18 protein-coding genes are annotated in these 20,568 nt (G+C 32.8%); 3 read left to right on the top strand and 15 right to left on the bottom strand.

Annotated features, from left to right (window positions below; genetic code table 11):
* Positions 1–43 precede the first annotated feature (43 nt).
* The 9 genes from ACKGJY_RS14370 to ACKGJY_RS14330 all read right to left on the bottom strand — a co-directional run bounded on the left by ACKGJY_RS14370 (position 44) and on the right by ACKGJY_RS14330 (position 9,818).
* Positions 44–352, bottom strand: a complete 309-nt coding sequence (locus ACKGJY_RS14370) for a hypothetical protein (RefSeq protein ID WP_413974594.1) — start codon at positions 350–352, stop codon at positions 44–46.
* A 52-nt stretch (positions 353–404) separates the two neighbouring features.
* Positions 405–1,166 (bottom strand): tetratricopeptide repeat protein, encoded by a 762-nt coding sequence (locus ACKGJY_RS14365; protein ID WP_413974593.1) that lies wholly within the window; start codon positions 1,164–1,166, stop codon positions 405–407.
* Positions 1,163–2,938, bottom strand: coding sequence for a BatD family protein (locus tag ACKGJY_RS14360; protein WP_413974592.1), 1,776 nt, complete (start codon positions 2,936–2,938; stop codon positions 1,163–1,165). Before ACKGJY_RS14360 ends, ACKGJY_RS14365 begins: the two co-directional genes overlap by 4 nt.
* Positions 2,939–3,040: 102 nt before the next feature.
* Positions 3,041–3,874 (bottom strand): tetratricopeptide repeat protein, encoded by an 834-nt coding sequence (locus ACKGJY_RS14355; RefSeq protein ID WP_413974591.1) that lies wholly within the window; start codon positions 3,872–3,874, stop codon positions 3,041–3,043.
* 193 nt (positions 3,875–4,067) lie between these two features.
* On the bottom strand, positions 4,068–5,105 hold the full coding sequence (locus ACKGJY_RS14350) for a VWA domain-containing protein (RefSeq protein ID WP_413974590.1): 1,038 nt from the start codon (positions 5,103–5,105) through the stop codon (positions 4,068–4,070).
* Positions 5,106–5,153: 48 nt separating this feature from the next.
* Entirely contained in the window at positions 5,154–6,161 is a 1,008-nt protein-coding gene (locus ACKGJY_RS14345; RefSeq protein WP_413974589.1) for a vWA domain-containing protein, read from the bottom strand.
* Positions 6,161–7,828 carry a hypothetical protein gene (locus ACKGJY_RS14340; RefSeq protein WP_413974588.1) on the bottom strand — a complete coding sequence of 556 codons (1,668 nt, stop codon included), beginning with the start codon at positions 7,826–7,828 and terminating at the stop codon, positions 6,161–6,163. The genes ACKGJY_RS14345 and ACKGJY_RS14340 overlap by 1 nt, the downstream gene beginning before the upstream one ends.
* A 15-nt stretch (positions 7,829–7,843) precedes the next feature.
* Complete coding sequence (locus tag ACKGJY_RS14335) at positions 7,844–8,710, bottom strand: DUF58 domain-containing protein (protein WP_413974587.1); 867 nt, start codon at positions 8,708–8,710, stop codon at positions 7,844–7,846.
* Between the two features lie 106 nt (positions 8,711–8,816).
* Positions 8,817–9,818 carry an AAA family ATPase gene (locus ACKGJY_RS14330; RefSeq protein WP_413974652.1) on the bottom strand — a complete coding sequence of 334 codons (1,002 nt, stop codon included), beginning with the start codon at positions 9,816–9,818 and terminating at the stop codon, positions 8,817–8,819.
* Between the two features lie 257 nt (positions 9,819–10,075).
* Between ACKGJY_RS14330 and ACKGJY_RS14325 the strand changes: the two genes are divergently transcribed.
* From ACKGJY_RS14325 to ACKGJY_RS14315, 3 genes are read left to right on the top strand one after another with little or no spacing between them, the layout of a single operon-like run.
* Positions 10,076–10,828: an SDR family NAD(P)-dependent oxidoreductase gene (locus ACKGJY_RS14325; protein WP_413974586.1), complete on the top strand. Its 753-nt coding sequence runs from the start codon at positions 10,076–10,078 to the stop codon at positions 10,826–10,828.
* Entirely contained in the window at positions 10,829–11,050 is a 222-nt protein-coding gene (locus ACKGJY_RS14320) for a hypothetical protein (RefSeq protein ID WP_413974585.1), read from the top strand.
* A gap of 37 nt (positions 11,051–11,087) precedes the next feature.
* A complete protein-coding gene (locus tag ACKGJY_RS14315) occupies positions 11,088–12,221 on the top strand; it encodes an ATP-binding protein (protein WP_413974584.1) in 1,134 nt (377 codons plus the stop codon).
* A gap of 637 nt (positions 12,222–12,858) precedes the next feature.
* On the opposite strand, the gene ACKGJY_RS14310 is transcribed toward ACKGJY_RS14315, so the two are convergent.
* From ACKGJY_RS14310 to ACKGJY_RS14285, 6 genes are all read right to left on the bottom strand, one after another.
* A complete protein-coding gene (locus ACKGJY_RS14310; RefSeq protein WP_413974583.1) occupies positions 12,859–14,124 on the bottom strand; it encodes a hypothetical protein in 1,266 nt (421 codons plus the stop codon).
* Between the two features lie 145 nt (positions 14,125–14,269).
* Positions 14,270–15,097: an ABC transporter ATP-binding protein gene (locus tag ACKGJY_RS14305; protein WP_413974582.1), complete on the bottom strand. Its 828-nt coding sequence runs from the start codon at positions 15,095–15,097 to the stop codon at positions 14,270–14,272.
* Between the two features lie 9 nt (positions 15,098–15,106).
* The gene (locus tag ACKGJY_RS14300) at positions 15,107–15,955 is read right to left on the bottom strand and encodes an ABC transporter ATP-binding protein (RefSeq protein WP_413974581.1); all 849 of its coding nucleotides are present in this window, start codon (positions 15,953–15,955) and stop codon (positions 15,107–15,109) included.
* 77 nt (positions 15,956–16,032) lie between these two features.
* Positions 16,033–17,139, bottom strand: a complete 1,107-nt coding sequence (locus ACKGJY_RS14295; protein WP_413974651.1) for an ABC transporter permease — start codon at positions 17,137–17,139, stop codon at positions 16,033–16,035.
* A 133-nt stretch (positions 17,140–17,272) separates the two neighbouring features.
* Positions 17,273–18,667, bottom strand: coding sequence for a CmpA/NrtA family ABC transporter substrate-binding protein (locus ACKGJY_RS14290; RefSeq protein ID WP_413974580.1), 1,395 nt, complete (start codon positions 18,665–18,667; stop codon positions 17,273–17,275).
* Positions 18,668–19,353: 686 nt separating this feature from the next.
* Complete coding sequence (locus ACKGJY_RS14285; RefSeq protein ID WP_413974579.1) at positions 19,354–20,544, bottom strand: DUF1501 domain-containing protein; 1,191 nt, start codon at positions 20,542–20,544, stop codon at positions 19,354–19,356.
* Positions 20,545–20,568 lie beyond the last annotated feature (24 nt).

Below are 20,568 nucleotides of genomic sequence, written 5' to 3'. Positions count from 1 at the left end.
AGTTGGTATTGATTTTATTGATAAAAAATAAGTTTGGGTGTATTTAGAATTTTAAAACTACTTTGGGAGGTGGAAATGAAAGCTTAATATTAGGTGTTTTGTACACTCTAAAATAATAATGTAAATATAGCTCGTTAAAATCTTTAGTACTAATTTTTAGTGAAGCATCTACCAGAGCAGATATAAATTCTTTATCTATAGTTTTCTCTTGGGTTTTATCCTTTTCTTCTTCTGAGCTGTTGTAAAATATTGAAACATCAGCCGAATCATCAAAAATAATAATAACCGAAGGCATTACTATAACTAATATAAAAATTGATGTTAAAATTATGGCTAATACGTTTTTAAACATTCCTATTGTTCTCTTAAATAAGAATTAAATATAAACATATTTTTTTAAGCGTTTAAAAATCTTTTAAAACTTTAATATCGTCACTTACAATCCAGCCTGTTTTGCCATCTAAAAGCCTAATTTTTTTCCAATTATTTACGGTATCAATTATTTGTACTTTAGTGCCTTCGTGTAACCTAAAAGCCTCTTCGCTTCTTAAATTTGGTTCTGTTTTTATTTGAGATTCTTGTGCAAACACTATGGCAGGATTATTTGTTTTATCTATTGCAAATTTATTAAATGCAAATGCTAAAGCAATACACAAGAAAAATAAACAAAGCACACTTGTTACAAATGTAATTCGTTTTTTTCCAGAGGAATATGAGAAATAATACAGTAAAATTAAAATAACATACACAATACCAAAACCAACTGCTATTTTTGCCCAAGTATCAAAATTAAATGTATTTGTAATAGATTTAATCATTTTTGAAAAACCAACTTCTGGAATAGTGTCAATAGCATCAACAGTCATGTTATTCGCAAAAGCTAAATTATTTTTAATATCCTTATCGCCCGGTTTTAAAAGTAGTGCCTTTTCAAAATAATACACACTAGGCGCTACATTATTTAATTTATAATGCGCATTTGCCAAATTAAAATATAATTCTGCAGAATGATACTCTGTTTCTAATACAGCCTTATATTTATCTATAGCCTCAGCATATTTTCCTGCATTATATAATGCATTACCTTCTTTAAAAAACTGACCGTTTTGAGCTTCAACATTAATAAAACCTAATAGAACAATTAGTATGTATACTATATGTTTCATTGTTGTGCCTGTTTATCAATTAAAGAAATAGTTTTTGCTGCCTTATCATAATCTTCCTGCATGGTTACATTAGTAATTGGCGTATAACGTGCTAACTCACAATTTTCAAAAATGGCAATAAAATTGTTTACAACTTCAGTTTCAACATTTCGTTCTAGCAATAAACTTTGTATTCTATCCTTACTTAAATCGCTAGTTTCAATACGCAATTTTGCTTTTAAATAATTATGTAATGCCTTCTCTAAAGCTTCATAAAATGCTTCTTTTTTTCCTAATTGTTTTTTAGCACCTTTTAAGTATTTTCGTGCTAACCTATCTGCCTTTCTTATCTTATTTCCTGTGATATCAGCATCGCGAAGTGCTTTTTTTCTTCTTACTAATACAACTAGAGGGATGCATAAAAATGGACCTAATAATAAACCCCAAAATACTTTAGATTTAAAAAAATAAGTATTCTCTTTTAAAATGAGATTGGTTTTTGTTTTAATAAACGCAAACTGATTTCCATTAGCAACTACGTTTTGTTTCACTGTATTATTAGTAGTGCTAGATGCTTGAGATGCTGTATTAACGGGACCGTCTAGCACATTAATTATTATTTCTTCAGAAGATAATCGTTTGTAGCTTTCAGTTTTTAAATCAAAATAAGAAAACGATACTGTAGGTAGCGGATATTTCCCCTTGTATTGTGGCACAATGGTATAACTATCTGAAATACTACCTTGCATACCTCGTGTAGTGGTACTAACATTCTCCTTATGTTCGGGCTCATAAACTTCTAAAGAACTAGGTAAAGTAATTTTTGGGAGATTAAATAATTTTAAATTCCCTTTACCACGAACCTCAACTTTAGCTTGTAAAGATTCAGACGCGTCTAGTTCAGTTTTTGATGTAGTAAGTTTAAAACTAAAATCGCCAACGGCACCACTAAAATCAGCTGGCTTTCCATTTTCAGGTAATGATTTAACATTAATAGTGCGATTACCAGCAGACACTGTTTTGTTTACGCGCGTCATCAACCTACTACCAAATATATCACGTCTGTTGGTTGGTACTTGTACCGCAACATTTAGTGAAAGTGGTTCTATATTCAACTTCCCTGTTCTTTGGGGATACAGTACTGTTTTACGTAACACCAAATAGCGGTAATCCTCTCCTTTATAAGTACCATTTTGCACACGTTGCCCTTTAGTATCAATCGTCTGGCTCCAAAAATCATCATATTTGGGTATATCAATTTCTCGCCAATTATCTACTCCGGTTGTTGGTGCTACATATAATTTGTATACCACTGTAATCGCTTCATTCAAATACGGCGTTGTATTAGAAATTTCAGCCACCAAATGTATATTATTAGATGCTAAATAATTAGGATCGTTAGGGTCTTTGGGTTTATCAATTGCAGCCGTAACTTGAACTTTTACGGGTGTAGTTTTATAAACTTGTCCTTCTATTTCAATAGTTGCTTGCCCAATTGTAAAAGCACCTCTACTTTTAGGGGCTAAAAAATAACTGTAGGTTTTTTTATAACTACGCACACCATTAATCCAAGAGTTACTTACAGACTGGTTAGGGCCACCAATAACTGTAAAACCTTCAAAGCTTGGTGGATTAAAATTATCCCCATCCTTATCCATTTGGAAATCTACACGCAAACGCTCGTTTATGCCTAGTTTTTTCTTGCTTAGTTTAGTTTCAAACTTTACTTGACCAGAAACAGCTGTTGCTACAAGAATAAAAAAAGTGATATGTAATAATTTAAATAATTTCATTTGTACTTATTACACCTATTATGTGTTTTTATATAGCTTAGCTTGAAACACGTATAATATCAGTCGCTTATTAAGCTGTTTAAATTCGTTGCTTAAAATCATCTACCAATCTTTTTCAGTTTTAACCTTAACTCCTTTTTTCTTTTCAGCATTCATTTTTTCCTGCACCTTTTTCTCTTGGTTATTCATAGCCTCTAACAAACTTTTAATTTGTTGTGGCGATAATTGTCCTGGTTTAGGCTGTGGTTTTTTCTGTTCTTCCTTGTCTTTATCGCCTTTATTTTTATTATCTTTTTTATCCTCAGGTTTTTCCTTTTCATCCTCCTTATCCTCACCATCCTTCTTTTCATCCTCTTTATCCTCGCCGTCTTTTTTATCGTCTTGGTTTTCTTTATTCTCGTCTTTATTTTCTTTGTCTTCGTCTTTTTTATCGTCGCTGTTATCCTTATCGTCCTTATTCTCGTCGTCTTTATTTTCGTCTTCCTGTTGCTTAGCACAATCTTTTGCTATACCCAAATTATAGCGTGTTTCATCGTCTGCAGGGTTATTTCGCAACGCGCTTTTATAAGCTTCAACAGCTTCAGCACATTTTTTGTTTTTCATAAGCACATTCCCCATATTATGAAATGCTCTATGCTTTGCATCCTTAGAGGTTGCTAATTTAGCAGTCTGTTGGTGTCTATATAAAGCCTCATCAAAATTACCTTTTTCATAATACGAATTTCCTAAATTATACATTCCAGCAATATTATCAGATTGTTTAGATAATGCTTTTCTGTATTCCATTTCGGCAGCAACAAAATCTTCACTCACCAATGTATTAGCTTCATACACATAATTATTCGCTTTTTTCTCAGCTAATAAACGTTCTTTATTTTCCTGAGAAAATCCAAGAAAAGAAAAACATGTTATTACGAATATTACTAATTTTTTCATTGTTAAATATCTTATTTCTAAATTATAAAACTGTCCTTTTTATTCCGTTAAAAAAAATATAAATTTGGGCGTTACCCTAAAGGGTCGGGCTTTCCGTTATATCTTTTTTTCATGCTTCAAAAAAGGATGCCACTACAATCCCTAACGCGGGCATACTTGCTAAAGCTGTTGGTTTTACTAAAACTTCACCTATCTATAAGTTCTCATTAAATAAATTCAACTTTTTTAACCATGCTGTTTTACGTTCTAATAGGAATATATCTAAAAACAAGAAGAAAATACCAAAACCTAAAAACCATTGAAATTGGTCTTTAAAATCAGCAAATTGTTTAGCTTCAAATTCAGTTTTATCCATTTTGTTTAAAATCTCCCTAATACGTTCTACTACATCATTTGTTATTCTTCCATTAATATATGCACCATTTGCCTCCTCAGCAATACCTTTTAAGGTATCCTCATTTAACTTTGTAATTACGGTTTCACCTTGGTTATCTTTCTTATAACTCACCACAACGCCATTTCGTTTTAATGGAATAGGTCCGCCTTTTACATCACCTACGCCAATGGTGAAAATACGAATACCTTCTTCACTAGCCTGTTCTGCTACATCAATGGCGGCCTCACTATGGTCTTCTCCATCCGAAATAATTATAAGTACTCTATTAGTTTGCTCTTCATTATCAAAATAAGTTGTGGCCAACTTTATAGCTTCATTTATTGCTGTACCTTGAGAAGACAACATATCGGTATTCATATTATTTAAAAACATTTTAGCCGATGCATAATCTGTAGTAATTGGCAACTGCGGAAACGCCTTTCCTGCATAGGCAATAATCCCAACACGATCACTAGCTAAATTATTTATAATTTGTGTAACCAATTGCTGCGCTTTTTCTAAACGGTTTGGTGCAATATCTTCTGCCAACATACTTTTAGAAACATCAACCGCAAAAACAATATCAACACCCTCGCGTTTTACAGTTTCTAATTTTGTGCCAATTTTTGGATTTACCAAAGCAATAGATAAACATAAAAATGCTAAACTTAACAACACAACTTTTAATGCCGATTTAAAGAATGAAGCATCAGGACTTAAGCGTTTTAATAAATGCTTATCTGCAAATTTCTTTTGGGTATTATATTTCCAAAATTGAAGCACCAAAAAGAACAGGATAATCACTGGGATTATTCCCAACGTCCAAAACCATATTTTTTCATCTAATTGATACATTGTTTATGTGTATTCGTTTATCTGTGTATTTGTTTACTGTTAGTTATGCTATACAAAGCTTCTAAAAATAGTAAAGCGCAGTAGTAATTCTAGAAGTAACAAAAGTCCTGCTAATAATAATAGCGGGCGATACTTCTCTTCATAATTATAAAACTTAAACTCTTCTACTTCGGTTTTTTCTAATTTATTTATCTCTTTGTAAATGGCCTGTAACTTTTCATTATTAGTAGCCCTAAAATATTTACCACCAGTGGCATCAGCAATTTCTTTTAATAAATCCTCATCAATTTCAACCTGTATTCTTCCATATTGAAATCTACCGGTTCTAGGGTCTAAAGCCACAGGAGATAATGCCATCCCATTAGTTCCTAAACCAATAGTATATGTTTTAATACCATACTCTACCGCGAGTTCGCTTGCAGTTCTTGGATCAATAAATCCTGAGTTGTTTACACCATCAGTAAGTAAAATAATAACTTTACTTTGGGCTTTACTATCTTTTAATCGGTTTACCGAAGTTGCTAAACCCATACCTATTGCTGTACCACCTTCTATAATTGTATTATATTTTATACTTTTTAAAGAGCGCAACACAATAGCTTTATCGCTTGTAATTGGTGTTTTCGTGTAGCTCTCTCCGGCATATTCTACTAAACCAATACGGTCGTTTGGGCGCCCTTTTATAAACTCAGAAGCTACATCTTTTAAAGCTTCAAGTCTATTAGGATTTAAATCTTTTGCTAGCATACTCGCAGATACATCAATAGCCATTACAATATCAATACCTCGCGTTGTTTTTGTTTTGCTAGATACATCTACAGATTGTGGTCTGGCCAGTGCTGTAATTAATAATGCCAATGCCAAAAGCCTAAATACAAAAAGTATATGCTTTAGTTTTGGCAATACCGAGTTGGTTACTTTAAATCCTTTTAAACTCGATATTTTTAGTGCAGCAGTCTGTTTTTTATGTTTTAAAATATACCAAGCAGCAGCTAGTGGTAGTAGCAATAACAACCAAAACATTTCTTTATTTAAAAACTCAATGCCCTCTAACATTATTCGTTATCTTTTTCTTCGTTTTGCAATTCAATAGAATTAAGTATACGCTCAACTATTTTATCTGCGTAAATATCGTCTTCCTTAGATGTAATTATTATTTGTTGCATTACGTTTTCGTTACTAAACAACAATAATACATACTTCCCTCTTTCTTTATCATCTTGAAGAATAGATGGAAAATTAGCTGTACCATGAATTTTTAAACCCTCAGCACCATTAGGTGTAATAAATTTATCCCTTTTAACCAGCATATTTTCAACGCCTTGTTGCTCAAAATCGCCGATACATTTTTCTGCACTCTTCTCTAAATCGAACTTTGTTTTTGGATTTTTTAATTTTAAATTAACTACGTTTAAGTAAAATCCTTCTAGTAAACTTCCATAATTAAAAACAATAGCCTCATGTTGTGCTTTTACTTCTTCTGGTAACTCTACATTTATACGTTTTAACACTCTAGGTGTAGTAATAGTTACAGGCGGCACACCATAAGCACTGGTTACCCATTCGCCTTCTAAAAGCTCTTTACTTTCATGGCCAATAACAGTATCTTTTACATAATCAAATCCATATTTTATAGAAAATCCAGTTATAGCAGCTAAAAGCAGAAACACACTAATACCAACTGTTATCCATACTTTTTTACGTTGCTTTTTACGCTCTTGTTCTTCTGCATATTGCGCATCTAAAAGTTTTTCTTCTTCAGTTGGCTCTGGCAAAACTTCTTTTACATGGTCTATTTCTGCATCAATAGTAGTTCTATCCAATTCTGCTAATGCCACATCTGGAGCAGATTTTGCAAACTTTACCAAATCGGCACGTCTTAAAATACTTTCTATATTTTTTATAGTGTCTTTACTCAAATCTATTTGATTCCCTTCTTTTAATAAGCGTAACCTACTTATCAATTCGTCTGTGGTACTTTCTAAAGAATGATCGTATACTTTCTCGTCTAGATACTTTCTGATAATCAACGTTAATTCAGAATAATAATCTTTAAGCTGCTCATGCTCTAAATAATGACTTTCGTCTAATTTTTGTAGTGCCAATTTTGCACGATCATAAGGTGGTAATAATGCAATTTTCTCTTCTTCAGTTAAAGGTTTTTGTCTCCAAATAAACCACCATAGTGCAGCTGCAATAACACCTATAGCAAGTAGTGTAATTAATAGATATTTCCACCAATTACTACCTCGTTTTTTAACTTCAATTAGTGGTTTTATATCGTAAAGTCCTTGTTTTGTAGTATCAACAACAACTGTGTTTACTTCAACTTTAATAGAATCGGTAAAAAATGTTTTATCGGCTACTATAATTTTTTGTCTAGGTATGGTGTATGTGCCAGAATCAAACTGTGTTAAACCGTATTTTTTTATTAAACTAAATTTGTCTTTGTTTTTTATCGTATCAATGGGGTAAGACTCAATCATCTCCAAAGGTGTAAAGGTTTGCCCTTCTGGAAATACTACCAAACTTGTTGTATCTGTTTCTACTTGAATTTTATAGGTGATTTGTGCACCTATTTTTATAGATGAAGAATCGATTGAAGACGACACCTGAGAAAAGGCAGATAAAGACAAAAAACAGAACACCAAAGAAAAAGTAACCGAAAACGGAAGACCGAATACAGTGCGTTTTGCTTTCATAAATCGTATATCATTATTCATAAATCGTTACTACTTTTATCCTCTTCGTTTAAAATATCCTAATAATTTTTTTACGTAGCTTTCATCTACTCTACAATCAATAACACCAGCTCCAGAGCGTGAAAATGTTTCTTTATAATACGTTACTTTATCCTTATAGAATCGCGCATAGTTTTGTCGTACTTTTTTTGATGAAGTGTTTACTAACATCATTTCGCTAGTTTCTTCATCTTGCATTTGTACCACTCCTAAATTCGGGATATCTTCCTCTCGCTTATCATAAACTCGTATGCCTGTAACATCATGCTTACCGGATACAATTTTCATAGTGCGCTCGTAATCATCCGCAATAAAGTCAGAAAGCACAAATACAATTGCCTTTTTCTTCATCACATTAGTTAAAAACTTTAAGGCTTCTGCAATATTGGTTTGTTTACTTTCAGGTTTAAACTCTATAAGTTCTCTAATAATGCGAAGCACGTGTGAACGCCCTTTTTTAGGCGGAATAAATAATTCTACTTGATCTGAAAATAAAATCAAACCAATTTTATCGTTATTTTGGGTTGCCGAAAAAGCTAATGTTGCTGCAATTTCAGTAACCACTTCATTTTTAAATTGTTGCTCTGTACCAAATAATTCTGAGCCCGAAATATCAACCATAAGCATCATGGTAAGCTCTCGCTCTTCTTCAAATACCTTAACGTAAGGCTCATTATAACGAGCGGTAACATTCCAGTCTATACTTCTTACATCATCTCCAAATTGGTATTGGCGCACTTCACTAAACGTCATACCTCGCCCTTTAAAGGTAGAATGGTATTCTCCTCCAAAAATATGATCAGACAAACGCCGTGTCTTAATCTCAATTTTGCGTACTTTTTTTAGTAATTCTTTAGTATCCATTTTCCTCTCTCCCAAACCCTCTCTCCAAAGGAGTGAGAGCTTTTAAAAACTTTAAATTTAATCGCCATTTGAAATCCTTGCATTTAAGAAGGATTTAGGATGGAATTTAAGGTACTTCAATTTCATTTATAATTTTATTAATGATGTCTTCAGAAGTTATATTTTCTGCTTCTGCTTCATAGGTAACACCTATTCTGTGACGCAACACATCATACACTACAGCACGAACATCCTCTGGAATTACATAACCTCTACGCTTAATAAATGCATAACATTTTGCTGCAGTAGCTAAGTTGATACTTCCACGAGGCGATGCTCCAAAAGAAATTAGTGGTTTTAAATCGGTAAGTCTATATTTTTCAGGATATCGTGTCGCAAAAATGATATCCAAAATGTATTTTTCAATTTTTTCATCCATGTAAACCTCTTTAACAGCTTCTTGTGCTGCTAAAATTTGCTTTACAGATACTACAGGATTTACTTTATCCCAGGCGCCTTTTAAGTTAGCTCTCATAATTAACTGCTCTTCGTCTAATTTTGGATAGTCAATTACTGTTTTTAACATAAAACGGTCTACTTGTGCTTCTGGCAAAGGATACGTTCCTTCTTGTTCTACTGGGTTTTGGGTTGCCATTACTAAAAATGGCTTATCTAAAACAAATGTTTCGTCTCCAATAGTTACTTGCTTTTCCTGCATCGCTTCCAGTAAAGCAGACTGTACTTTTGCCGGCGCTCTGTTTATCTCATCGGCAAGCACAAAGTTTGCAAAAATTGGTCCTTTTTTGATGGAAAAGTCATTCTCCTTCATATTATAAATTAAAGTACCAGTAACATCGGCAGGCAATAAATCTGGAGTAAACTGTATTCTACTAAAACTACCGTCTACTGCTTTAGACAAGGTGTTAATAGCTAAAGTTTTTGCTAATCCAGGTACACCTTCTAATAAAATATGACCACGACCTAACAAACCAATTAGTAATCGTTCTACCATATGTTTTTGCCCCACGATAACTTTATTCATTTCTAAAGTTAGTAAATCTACAAAGGCACTTTCCTTTTCAATCTTCTCATTAATTGACTTAATATCAATTGTACTAGTTTCTTCCATCATTTTCTAAGTTTTAGAGAGTAAATATGAAGCTCATATTTTTAGCATTGCAAATTGTTAAAATTTTTATTCGAAACCTGTTAAAAATTGGTTAAAAAACGAGCGGAATATTATGAAATATGACTTTAACTATTAATTATGATATGATTTTCGAAAATTGAAAGTATATCGTGAATAAATTTTTAATTAAATCTTACAGTTACTGAATGAATTTACATTTGTTTTTAGGTATTTTTAAAAACAATTAAATCTTTACAATGAATAAAACAGCATTAATTACGGGTGCAACAAGCGGTATAGGTGAAGCTACTGCCTACGAATTTGCAAAACAAGGCATTAAACTTGTGCTTTGTGGTAGGCGATTACACCGACTAGAAACCATACAAGAAGCACTAAGCAGACTAACGGATGTACATATTTTAAATTTTGATGTGCGTAATAAACAAGATACTTTAAAGGCTATTGCATCTTTACCTGAAGGTTTTGAGCAGATTGATATTTTAATAAACAATGCAGGAAATGCTCATGGTTTAGACGCTATTCAAGACGGTAGTTTAGACGATTGGGATGCCATGATGGATATAAACGTAAAAGGCCTATTGTATGTTAGTAAAGCTATTATCCCGCAAATGACAGCTAGAAAATCTGGACATATTATCAACATAGGGTCATCGGCCGGGAAAGAAGTGTACCCAAAAGGTAATGTATATTGTGGTAGTAAACATGCTGTTTTAGCTATTACTGAAGGCATGCGCGTAGATTTAAATCCGTTTGGCATAAAAGTAGGCGCTGTAAATCCTGGGATGGTGGAAACAGAATTTTCTAAAGTACGGTTTAAGGGTAGCAAACAAGCAGACAACGTTTACTCTGGCTTTAAGGCATTACAAGCTAAAGATGTTGCCGAAGTAATTTATTTTGCAGTATCTAGACCCGCACATGTTAATATTGCTGATGTTTTGATGTTTTGTACGGCGCAGGCGAATAGTGTAACGGTTAAAAAAGAAATTTAAATGAATATTACTTATATTTTGGGTGCTAGTGTTAGCTTTGAAGCATTACCAATTGTAAATCAGATACCTGAAAAACTGCTAGTATTTGCAAACGCTTTTAGAATTAATAATTTTGAATTTATGGTTTTAAATGAGCAAAAGTCAAATATTGCTGAAAAGCATTTACACCTATATAATTTAATAGAAGATCGAAGTTTCCATCCCAATAGAATTTTAAACTAATACCAAACAGATTCCTGCCTTCGCAGGAATGAAAACTATGATTAATAAACGCCTACTCATAAAACATCTTTTAGCTCATAACGATGAGAACAGTTTTTATGACAAAAAGCGAAAAATTGATATTAGCCTAAAAGAAGGAAAAGCAAAGTTTTTAAAACATATTTGTGCGCTGTCTAACAGCAACCCAAAAAACAATTCGTATATCGTAATTGGTGTTGAAGATACCGATAACTCCATTTTAGGTGTTGATTTTTTTGATGATAGTAAAATTCAAAATCTTATAAATGCATATTTAACTAATCCGCCAATTGTTCAGTATGAAAACATTCCGTTTCCTAACTTACCTGAGGATAAAGTAGTTGGACTAGTTACTATAAGACCCCTAGGAAAACTTACTGCTCTCAAAAAAAATATATGGAAATATTATGGGGGTTCTGTATTTTTTAGAGACGGTAGCATAAGTATGCCCAAGGTATTTAAAAGCGATATTAAAGATGTGAATTCTAAAATTGTAGAAGCCATAGAAAACAATGCGCAAAATAATATTGAGCACACACTTGACGGTGTAATGCATTTTATGAATACCCGGAAAGATTTTAATGCACAATACAAGGTGTTTAAAGAATATTTTGTGGTATGTTGGGCAGGCCAGAAGAAGGTTGTAAAAGAAGATGTATTTTACTCTAGAGTTGATATTGAATTGATAAACGAACAAGTACGTTTGTTTTTTTCTGCCTTAGATGAAGTTTCTATAAAAATAACAGAAAACACTTTTGAGATTATTGAATATGTAAACTTTGGCTACCAAAAACATTTTAAGTATTACCCACTGGAAAAAACTGTGATTAGTTTTCAAGATAATGCCCATTATAATATTGTAACTAAGTTATTATTTAATCCGCCACAATTCAATAAAAAAACACTACATCATATTTACAATACGAACAATGCGCTCTTAGAAAAATTAAGAAAAGGGTTGACTTTAACTAAAAATGATCTGTCTGATTTAAACCAACTCCCTTCTAACTATTTGATTTGTTATTTAAACGATTTTAAAGATGCGCTTGATAAGTTACAGGATGCTAAACCCTTTTTAAAAGCACAAAATAACGGTGTTTATCTTATGTATAAGGAAGCTATGCGTATTTTAAGAAAAGTGAAGTATAATTAACATTTGTTAACTGATTTAACCTTAATTTAACTTTAGAGGTTTCAAAATTTACGGGAAAACCATATTTTTGCATCGCTATTAATCATTTAATAAAACCTTGTACTCCAAATCGAAAGAATAGGTTCAAGGTTTTTTTTATGCGTTTACGTTATCTATATCATTATTTAAATAAAAACCCTTGTGCATTTTAAGTTGAAATAAACAGTGTAATGTCAGTTCGAGTGATTTTTTTGATAAGAAAATCGTATCGAGAACCAATTCATATTAAAAATTCTTATTCTCGATACAAATTTCACTGATTTCAATCGTTAAATTCACTCGAATTGATAGAGTTTTTTCAAAATACACAACGGGTTAAAAGTATAACGGGCATTTTTTAGTTACGCATTTGCAATTTCTTTTTTTAAGCATTCTCAAAATAAATTCTTGTGTCTTTTTATTTTTAAAATAATACTACAATCTAGAGAATATTAAAAAATTATTATCAAAAATCAATTTGAACTGGTAATCACTTACTCTAAAACAATTTACATAAAAACCCCGCTTAAAAGCGGGGTTTAAAACATTGGAATTTTAATATAATTAACACCTTATAATATTACAGTTAACTCCAATTAAATTTAGTAACTATTATAATTTATTTAGCTGTGTTTAAAAACTTAGGCTTAATAATTAACATGGCCCATGCCCAGTTTTGAGTACTCTTTACTCCTGGTAAATCAGCAACTGCACTTTGCTCGAAAAAATGAGAATATCCACCAACTAATTTAAATTCTTTAAACTTTTTTGCTATTACTAAATCTATTTCAGATCCTAAATCCTTACCATCAAAGCCATCAACATCTTCTACTTCTGTAAAATAATGTCCTGTAAGCGTTACTGCTAAACCAGATATTTTTGTAGCAAGCGATACCTGCAAATCATTTAAACCTCCAGCATTTCCGTGGTTACCTACGTAAAATCTATCTATTAAACCATTAAAAGCATGGTTTGTACCGTATAATGGAAAGAACGCTGCAGAATCATCTTTTCTACCAGAGATACTCTCGTAACCTGCACCTAAAGTTAACTTATCTGATACTTTATACTTAGCTAATAAGCTTGACAATAACGCTCCTTTGACATCCACACCACCAACTCTTTCACCTTCTTGCAGGTATAAATTTGCTGTTAATGATAAACCACCTGTTTTATAACCTGCATGCACCCCTGTAGTAAGTAATGATGCTTTTCTATCTGTTGTTGGTGGTGTTGCTGGGTTATTATCTCCTCCGTTTTGAAATGTATTAAGTAACGCTAAAAACGAAAAGTTTAATTTCTCTCCTTTTGTATTTACTCTAGCAAATACCATATCTCTATAAGAAAATAAATTTGCTGTGTTGTAAATTTCATCAACAGTAGTGTTTAATGCTCCACCAATATCTAAGCTCAATTTATTTTTCTTATATTTATACACAAGAGCGTCATGCGTTCTTGCTTGTTGCGCCCAACCAAGTCCACCAAGTATTCTTTGGTCGTCGTAAGATAATGACTGGCGACCTAATTTTAAACTAGAAGATGCTCCCAGTCTTAAATCTGCCCAAGCTTCCTGTACTCTAAAATTTCCATTTCCAGCAGTTGCAATTTGTGGTCTATCACCAAATGCAAATACCTCTTGAAAGTTTATAAAAACTTTATAAGTCTCAGCTGTGTAAGCCGCTTTTAGTGCTGCTCTTACGGTTGTTCTTATAAAACCTTCATCAGAATCTAATGCTGTTTGAGCAGGAAACGTACCTCCTGTAAAGTTTCCACCATTACCAAAATATTCTGATCGTGGTCTAAATTCTCCTTCTAAAGTAAACTGCGCTTGTGCAAATTGAACTATCAATGCCATCACCCCTATTAATACATATTGTTTTTTCATTTTTTACTTGTTTTTTTGTTTAAGTTTTGTTCGAGTTTTTAATGTATTTCTGTTGTTTTAAGATTGTACGTTTCCAAGGCCTATAAAATTTCGTGAATTTTATAAACTATTATTTTTTGTATTTATATGTGTTAGTATTTACTTTCTAGTGCTCTAAAAAGTCTATTAAGTGTTTTCTGTATTTGTAATAATCATCGTGTTCTAAAACCGCTTTTCTAGTTCTTGGTCTTTCAAAATCTATGTTTAAAATATCACCAATTTTAGCTTTTGGTCCGCTTGTCATCATCACCACACGATCCGCTAAAAATATAGCTTCATCCACATCATGTGTAATCATTACTGCAGTAATTTTTTCCTTATTCCAAATTTCAATTAAAATATCTTGAAGCTCTCCACGCGTTAAAGAATCTAGCATTCCAAAAGGTTCATCAAGCAATAACACTTTAGGTTTTATGGCAAAGGCTCTAGCAATACCAACACGCTGTTGCATACCCTGAGATAATTCTGAAGCGCGTTTATTAAACGCATCTTCTAAACCAACTTTTTGTAAATAGTATTTTGCAATATCAGTACGTTGCGCTTTTGTAGCATGAGGAAACACTTGGTTAACACCCAACATTACGTTTTGTAAAGCCGTCATCCAAGGCATTAAACTAGGCGCTTGAAATATGACACCTCTATCTGGTCCTGGGCCTTTAATATGTTTTCCTAATACCGAAATATTACCACCTGAAATAGGATTTAATCCTGCAATCATAGATAGCATAGTTGTTTTACCGCACCCTGAATGCCCAATAATAGTAACAAATTCTTCTTTACGAATTTGAAGATTTAAATCCTCAAGCACTACATAATCACCTTTAGGTGTTGGGTATACTTTTTTTAAATTCTTTAAATCAAGCATCACATCATCAGAAGGAAACCCTGCAGCCTCAGTAATAATTTTTGTTTTATTTTCAATTATAACACTCATCTTTGATACTTATTTAAAACGGTTAACAAAATCTTTTGGAGTTAGTTCTGGTAAAACATATTCTTCTATAGCTTGAGATTTACGTTCTGCCCCAATATCCATTAGATACTCAATAATCGCATTTCTTGTTTTCTTAAAATTTGCATTATCATTCATTTCGGTTTTATCACGTGGGCGCTCAATATCAATTTTAAACTCTGGCCCTAAGGTTGCATTTGGTCCGGGACGTAGCGGAATAATGCGGTCTGCCATATAAATCCCTTCATCTACATCATTGGTTATCAATAAAGCGGTGCGCTTATCTTTTCCCCAAATATTTAAAATCTCATCCTGTAAATTACCTCGCGTTAAAGCATCTAAGGCACCAAGCGGTTCGTCCATAATAATCATCTCCGGCTTCATTGCTAAAGCACGGGCAACAGCCACACGTTGGCGCATACCTCCCGATAATTCTTTAGGGCGTTTATTTATCGCAGGCGTTAAACTTACCATCTCTACATAATCAGCAACAATGGCATTTAATTCACTTTTAGATTTTTTCGGAAACGCTTCCTTTACCGCCATAAAAACGTTTTGCCCAACAGTTAACCAGGGTAACAACGAGTAATTTTGAAATATCACACCTCGCTCATGGCTCGTTCCTTGTACAGGGGCTCCTTTAAATAACACCTCACCACTTGTAGGCTCCAGTAATCCATTAATTAAATTTACAAGTGTTGTTTTTCCACTTCCTGTAAACCCAACAATAGCAACAAATTCACCTTCCTCAACCGTTAAATTAATATTAGAAAGTACTTCGGTAGCACTATCACCCTGTCCGTAGGTTTTATAAATGTTATTTAATTCTAAGTATGCCATTTTTTAATGTTTAATAGTTTATCTGTGTAATTGTTTAATCGATTCAACCCTTAAACAACTCAACACATCAACATTATTTATATTGCGTCTGTTTTCTCAAAACTTACCCAGTTTTGTATAGTTAACATTAAGCGATCTAATAAAAACCCAATGATACCAATAACAAACATGGCTACAATTATTTTAGCATTGGAGTCGTTTGCACCATTTTGGAATTCCTCCCAAACAAACAAACCTAAACCAGGGCTTTGTGCCAAAAGTTCAATGGCAATTAAAACCATCCACGCTACAGATAACGTGATTTTTAAACCTGTAAAAATTAAAGGTAAAGACGATGGTAATACCACTTTAAATATCTTTTGAAAATTCCCCAACTTTAATACTTTCGCAACATTTATATAATCTTTATCTACAGATGATACACCCATAGCTGTATTTACTAAGGTAGCCCACATAGAACATAAACCCACACTTATAAACGAAATAGTAAATGAGCTATCCTCGCTAGAACCAATTAATAAAGTTTTTACAATCATAAATACTAATAAGTACCAAACCACTGGCGATACTGGTTTAAAAATCTGGATAAACCAATTAAAAGAACTTTTTAATGTTGGACTCAATCCAATAAAAATCCCTAAAGGCACCGCAATTAGTAAAGCCAATAAAAAGCCTGCAAACACCGTTTGTAAACTTCTAAAAATTTGGTCTACAAATGATGGTCTACCAGTATATACAATAGGATCTAAACCTTTAGCAACACGCGTTTCATTTAGTGCTGCAGTTTTTTCTACAAATGCTGCCTTATCGGCACTAATTAAGTTATGGTCTCTTAATAAGGATTGAAAAGACTCCCAAACCTGTACAGGCGATGGCAATGTATTAGGCTGACAACTGGAGTCTCCCGACGCTATACAAGCACGTAAGGCTTCAGCAGCCTCAGGCCCTTGATCTGTTAAAGCTTTTTCAATTTTAAAATCTGCTTCTGTATTATATAAACTCTTAGAGCCTAAATGCCACAAGCCAATAAATAAAAGTACAGAAACAATAGGTACAATTGTTTTACGTAAAAAGGCTTTAAAATCTTCCTTTTCTAAATTTCCAGTGAATAAATCTTTAAAGGTGGTTAAAAACCCTAAACCCATAAATTTAGTTACTTTTCCTAATGTTAAACTTTGCTTCATCATTCTTATCTTTAGTATCGTCTGTGCTTTTTTATTAAAATATTAATTCGGGTGAGTTTCGCTATCGGTATAGTTGCATTTACTACAAAGTCTCATATCTCAAACTCACCCAAACTCATATTATGTGGTGTTTTTATTGTGCAGCTTTATCTTTGTTACCAATTTTAAAGCTATTAATATATCCTATTGGGTCTTTAGCATCATATGATGTACCGTCAATAAAATCAGCAGTTGCTGGCTTGTAACCATCTGTTGTAGGAATATCACTTGCTGGAATTTTTCCTTCTGCAACTAATAACTTTGCAGCTTTTGTCCATATATCTGGTCTGTAAATGTCTTTAATAGTACTTCCATACCAATCTGCAGATTTAGCTTCAGGAATTTGTCCCCAACGTCTCATTTGAGTTAAAAACCAAATACCATCAGAATAGAATGGGTATGTCGCATTATACTTGTAGAACACATTAAAGTCTGGCATCTCACGCTTATCACCTTTTTCAAATTCAAACGTACCAGTCATAGAGTTAGCTAATACTGCTTCAGGAGCACCAACATACTGAGACATTGCTAATATTTTTACAGCTTCGGCTCTGTTACTTGGTTCGTCCAACCATTTTCCTGCTCTAATTAATGCTTTAGTTACAGCTGTTGCAGTGTTAGGATAATCTTCTACAAATTTCTTTGTCATTACAAATACTTTTTCTGGATTATTTTTCCAGATATCATAATTGGTAGTTACTGGCACACCAATACCTTTAAATACTGCTTGCTGATTCCAAGGCTCACCAACACAATATCCGTAAATAGTTCCTGCTTCTAGTGTTGCTGGCATTTGCGGCGGAGGCGTTACAGATAATAAAACCTCAGCGTCAATTTGTCCTTGTACGTTATCTGCTGTGTACATTCCTGGGTGAATGCCTGCTGCAGCTAACCAATATCTTATTTCGTAGTTATGTGTAGATACTGGGAATACCATACCCATTTTAAACGCTTTACCAGAGTTTTTATACTCATCAATTACTGGCTTTAACGCCTCAGCTTTAATTGGGTGAATTGGCTTACCATCAGCACCTTTTGGTACGTTTGGCTTCATTTTGCTCCAAACATCATTTGAAACTGTAATACCATTACCATTTAAATCCATGGAAAATGGCGTTACTAAATCTGCTTGACGACCAAATCCTGCACCTGCAGCAATTGGCTGACCCGCTAACATGTGCGATCCATCTAACTGACCATCGATTACACGATCTAAAACATTTTTCCAATTTGATTGTGCTTCTACTGAAACAAATAAGCCTTCATCTTCAAAAAAGCCTTTTTCTTTAGCAATAGCTAAAGGTGCCATATCTGTTAACTTAATAAAACCAAAAGTTAATTGTGGCTTTTCAATATCTAATGTTTGTGTTGTTGAAGTTTCAGCAGCTGCACTTTCAGCCACGTCTTTCTTTTTGTCTTTACCACCACATGCAAACAGTAATACTGCTACGGGCAAAATCCAAGTTGTTTTCTTTAGAAGAGATTTCATAATTGAATAGTTATTTTAAGTTTACTAAGTATAAATACTTATTTTTTGACAAATATATAAGTAGTCTTAGTTTTAACTTATGGTCTTACCCATGTAAAAACCTCTTTTTAATACATAAAAAAACCTGCTATTACACAGGTTTAATTTTTAAATTACTGATTTTAATTACTTTAATATCTAAAAAAACAACGTATCACCATACTTAAATAAGTACGTAAAACACGTAGTTATTACATAATTTTTTGATTTGTTCAATGCAATTTTGAATAAATTAAACGAAAAAAAGGATTTTTATGTAAAATTACTACGTAGTTTTAGTATTACTTATATGTAATATAGATTTTTTACGTAGAGAATATATAATAGATTATGCGTTTCTGTAGAAGTTAACTAATTCAAGTGAATTCCACGATTGAAATAAGTGAAATTTGTATCGAGACTAAGAATTTTTAGATATGAATTGGTTCTCGATACGATTTTTTATCAAAAAATCACAGGAACTGACATCATCCTATTTATTTTAACACAAAATGTACGACAGATTAAGCTATATAATAACTAGAAACTTGAATACAGAAATTAATTTAGTAAGTATTCCCACAGTAAAGATTGAACTGCATATTTAAAATCTCAACCCATAATAAATAAGCGAACTAAATACCAAAAGTAAGTTGGTACCCAAATTTTTAAATAAAATGGAGTTGTTTAAAGGATTTATTAAGTACTTTTTGATCTTCTGCCTGCAACCATTTATCTAAAACAGTAGCGTAAATAGTGCGGAAATCTATTTCGAATTTTAAGTCGCCATTGTCGTCTAAATCATTTAAACTTGCCATATTATTGTAAAGCCCCTGTTTTTTTAGGTTTTCGCCAATAATAAAAACGTTGTTTGCTGTACCATGATCTGTACCTAAGCTAGCATTTTGTTTTACGCGACGTCCAAACTCAGAAAATGTTAAAATTAAAGTATCTTTAAAGGTATTATTTGCTTTTAAATCTTCTACAAAAACTTCAACGCTTTCTGCATATGTAGTTAGTAAACGCTTTTGGACGTTTTGCTGATTTACATGTGTATCGAACCCTCCAAGAGAGGTATAATATACTTTAGTTTTTAAATGAGAATTAATGAATTGCGCAGTGGTTTTCATTTGCTTTCCAAACTTATGGTTTGGATATTCCTTTTTAGAGGTTACTGTTTTTGAGGTTTCATAAATATATTTGGCGGAAGACTCTGCAGCAATCATAGATTTATACAAATACCCTAAATTATGCTCGCTTAAATGTTTGTCTGCCACATGTTTGTTTATGTTTTTTAGATAAGCTCCTTTTGATAGATTATACATAATCTTAGGGTCTTTAGTGGCTATAGCATTCATGCTTTCGCCTTTCATGGCTAGCGATAAACTATCATCTATTTCTATAGCACTGTGCGGATTTTTACCGTAAGTATCCAGATAACGCCCTATCCACCCGCTTTGCGAATATTGATTAGAGTCTGAACCTGTTTGCCATATATCCATCGACCTGAAATGAGACCGGATTGGATTTGGATACCCCACGTTATTTATTATAGATACATAGCCTTTATCGTAAAGCCGTTTTAAAGGTGCTAAACTAGTATTTAACCCTACTTCATCATTCAATTTTATAATATCTTTTGGTGTTAAACCTAATGTTGGGCGCTCTTTATAATACAAATCGTTTCTAAAAGGTACCACCGAATTTAATCCATCGTTACCACCTGATAATTGTATAATTACCAATCGCTTGTAGCCTAATTTACTAGTGGCAACTTTCTCAAAAGCTCTCACAAAACTAGGCACAAAAAATAAGCTACTAGCAAGAGAGGATTGTTTTAAAAATTTTCTTCTGTCCATAAATACATATTTTTCTAAGGCAAA

The sequence above is a fragment of the Hyunsoonleella sp. 2307UL5-6 genome, assembly GCF_047345485.1.
GTDB lineage: Bacteria > Bacteroidota > Bacteroidia > Flavobacteriales > Flavobacteriaceae > Jejuia.
This window is presented reverse-complemented; position numbering and strand designations above follow the sequence as displayed.

Excerpts from the sequence above, each read along its gene's own strand:
- ACKGJY_RS14320 (WP_413974585.1), top strand. The coding sequence starts at position 10,829 with ATGAATATTACTTATATTTTGGGTGCTAGTGTTAGCTTTGAAGCATTA.
- ACKGJY_RS14290 (WP_413974580.1), bottom strand. The coding sequence starts at position 18,667 with ATGAAATCTCTTCTAAAGAAAACAACTTGGATTTTGCCCGTAGCAGTA.
- ACKGJY_RS14365 (WP_413974593.1), bottom strand. The coding sequence starts at position 1,166 with ATGAAACATATAGTATACATACTAATTGTTCTATTAGGTTTTATTAAT.
- ACKGJY_RS14345 (WP_413974589.1), bottom strand. The coding sequence starts at position 6,161 with ATGTTAGAGGGCATTGAGTTTTTAAATAAAGAAATGTTTTGGTTGTTA.
- ACKGJY_RS14325 (WP_413974586.1), top strand. The coding sequence starts at position 10,076 with ATGAATAAAACAGCATTAATTACGGGTGCAACAAGCGGTATAGGTGAA.
- ACKGJY_RS14340 (WP_413974588.1), bottom strand. The coding sequence starts at position 7,828 with ATGAATAATGATATACGATTTATGAAAGCAAAACGCACTGTATTCGGT.
- ACKGJY_RS14360 (WP_413974592.1), bottom strand. The coding sequence starts at position 2,938 with ATGAAATTATTTAAATTATTACATATCACTTTTTTTATTCTTGTAGCA.
- ACKGJY_RS14330 (WP_413974652.1), bottom strand. The coding sequence starts at position 9,818 with ATGGAAGAAACTAGTACAATTGATATTAAGTCAATTAATGAGAAGATT.
- ACKGJY_RS14300 (WP_413974581.1), bottom strand. The coding sequence starts at position 15,955 with ATGGCATACTTAGAATTAAATAACATTTATAAAACCTACGGACAGGGT.
- ACKGJY_RS14350 (WP_413974590.1), bottom strand. The coding sequence starts at position 5,105 with ATGTATCAATTAGATGAAAAAATATGGTTTTGGACGTTGGGAATAATC.
- ACKGJY_RS14355 (WP_413974591.1), bottom strand. The coding sequence starts at position 3,874 with ATGAAAAAATTAGTAATATTCGTAATAACATGTTTTTCTTTTCTTGGA.
- ACKGJY_RS14315 (WP_413974584.1), top strand. The coding sequence starts at position 11,088 with ATGATTAATAAACGCCTACTCATAAAACATCTTTTAGCTCATAACGAT.
- ACKGJY_RS14370 (WP_413974594.1), bottom strand. The coding sequence starts at position 352 with ATGTTTAAAAACGTATTAGCCATAATTTTAACATCAATTTTTATATTA.
- ACKGJY_RS14335 (WP_413974587.1), bottom strand. The coding sequence starts at position 8,710 with ATGGATACTAAAGAATTACTAAAAAAAGTACGCAAAATTGAGATTAAG.
- ACKGJY_RS14305 (WP_413974582.1), bottom strand. The coding sequence starts at position 15,097 with ATGAGTGTTATAATTGAAAATAAAACAAAAATTATTACTGAGGCTGCA.
- ACKGJY_RS14310 (WP_413974583.1), bottom strand. The coding sequence starts at position 14,124 with ATGAAAAAACAATATGTATTAATAGGGGTGATGGCATTGATAGTTCAA.
- ACKGJY_RS14285 (WP_413974579.1), bottom strand. The coding sequence starts at position 20,544 with ATGGACAGAAGAAAATTTTTAAAACAATCCTCTCTTGCTAGTAGCTTA.
- ACKGJY_RS14295 (WP_413974651.1), bottom strand. The coding sequence starts at position 17,139 with ATGAAGCAAAGTTTAACATTAGGAAAAGTAACTAAATTTATGGGTTTA.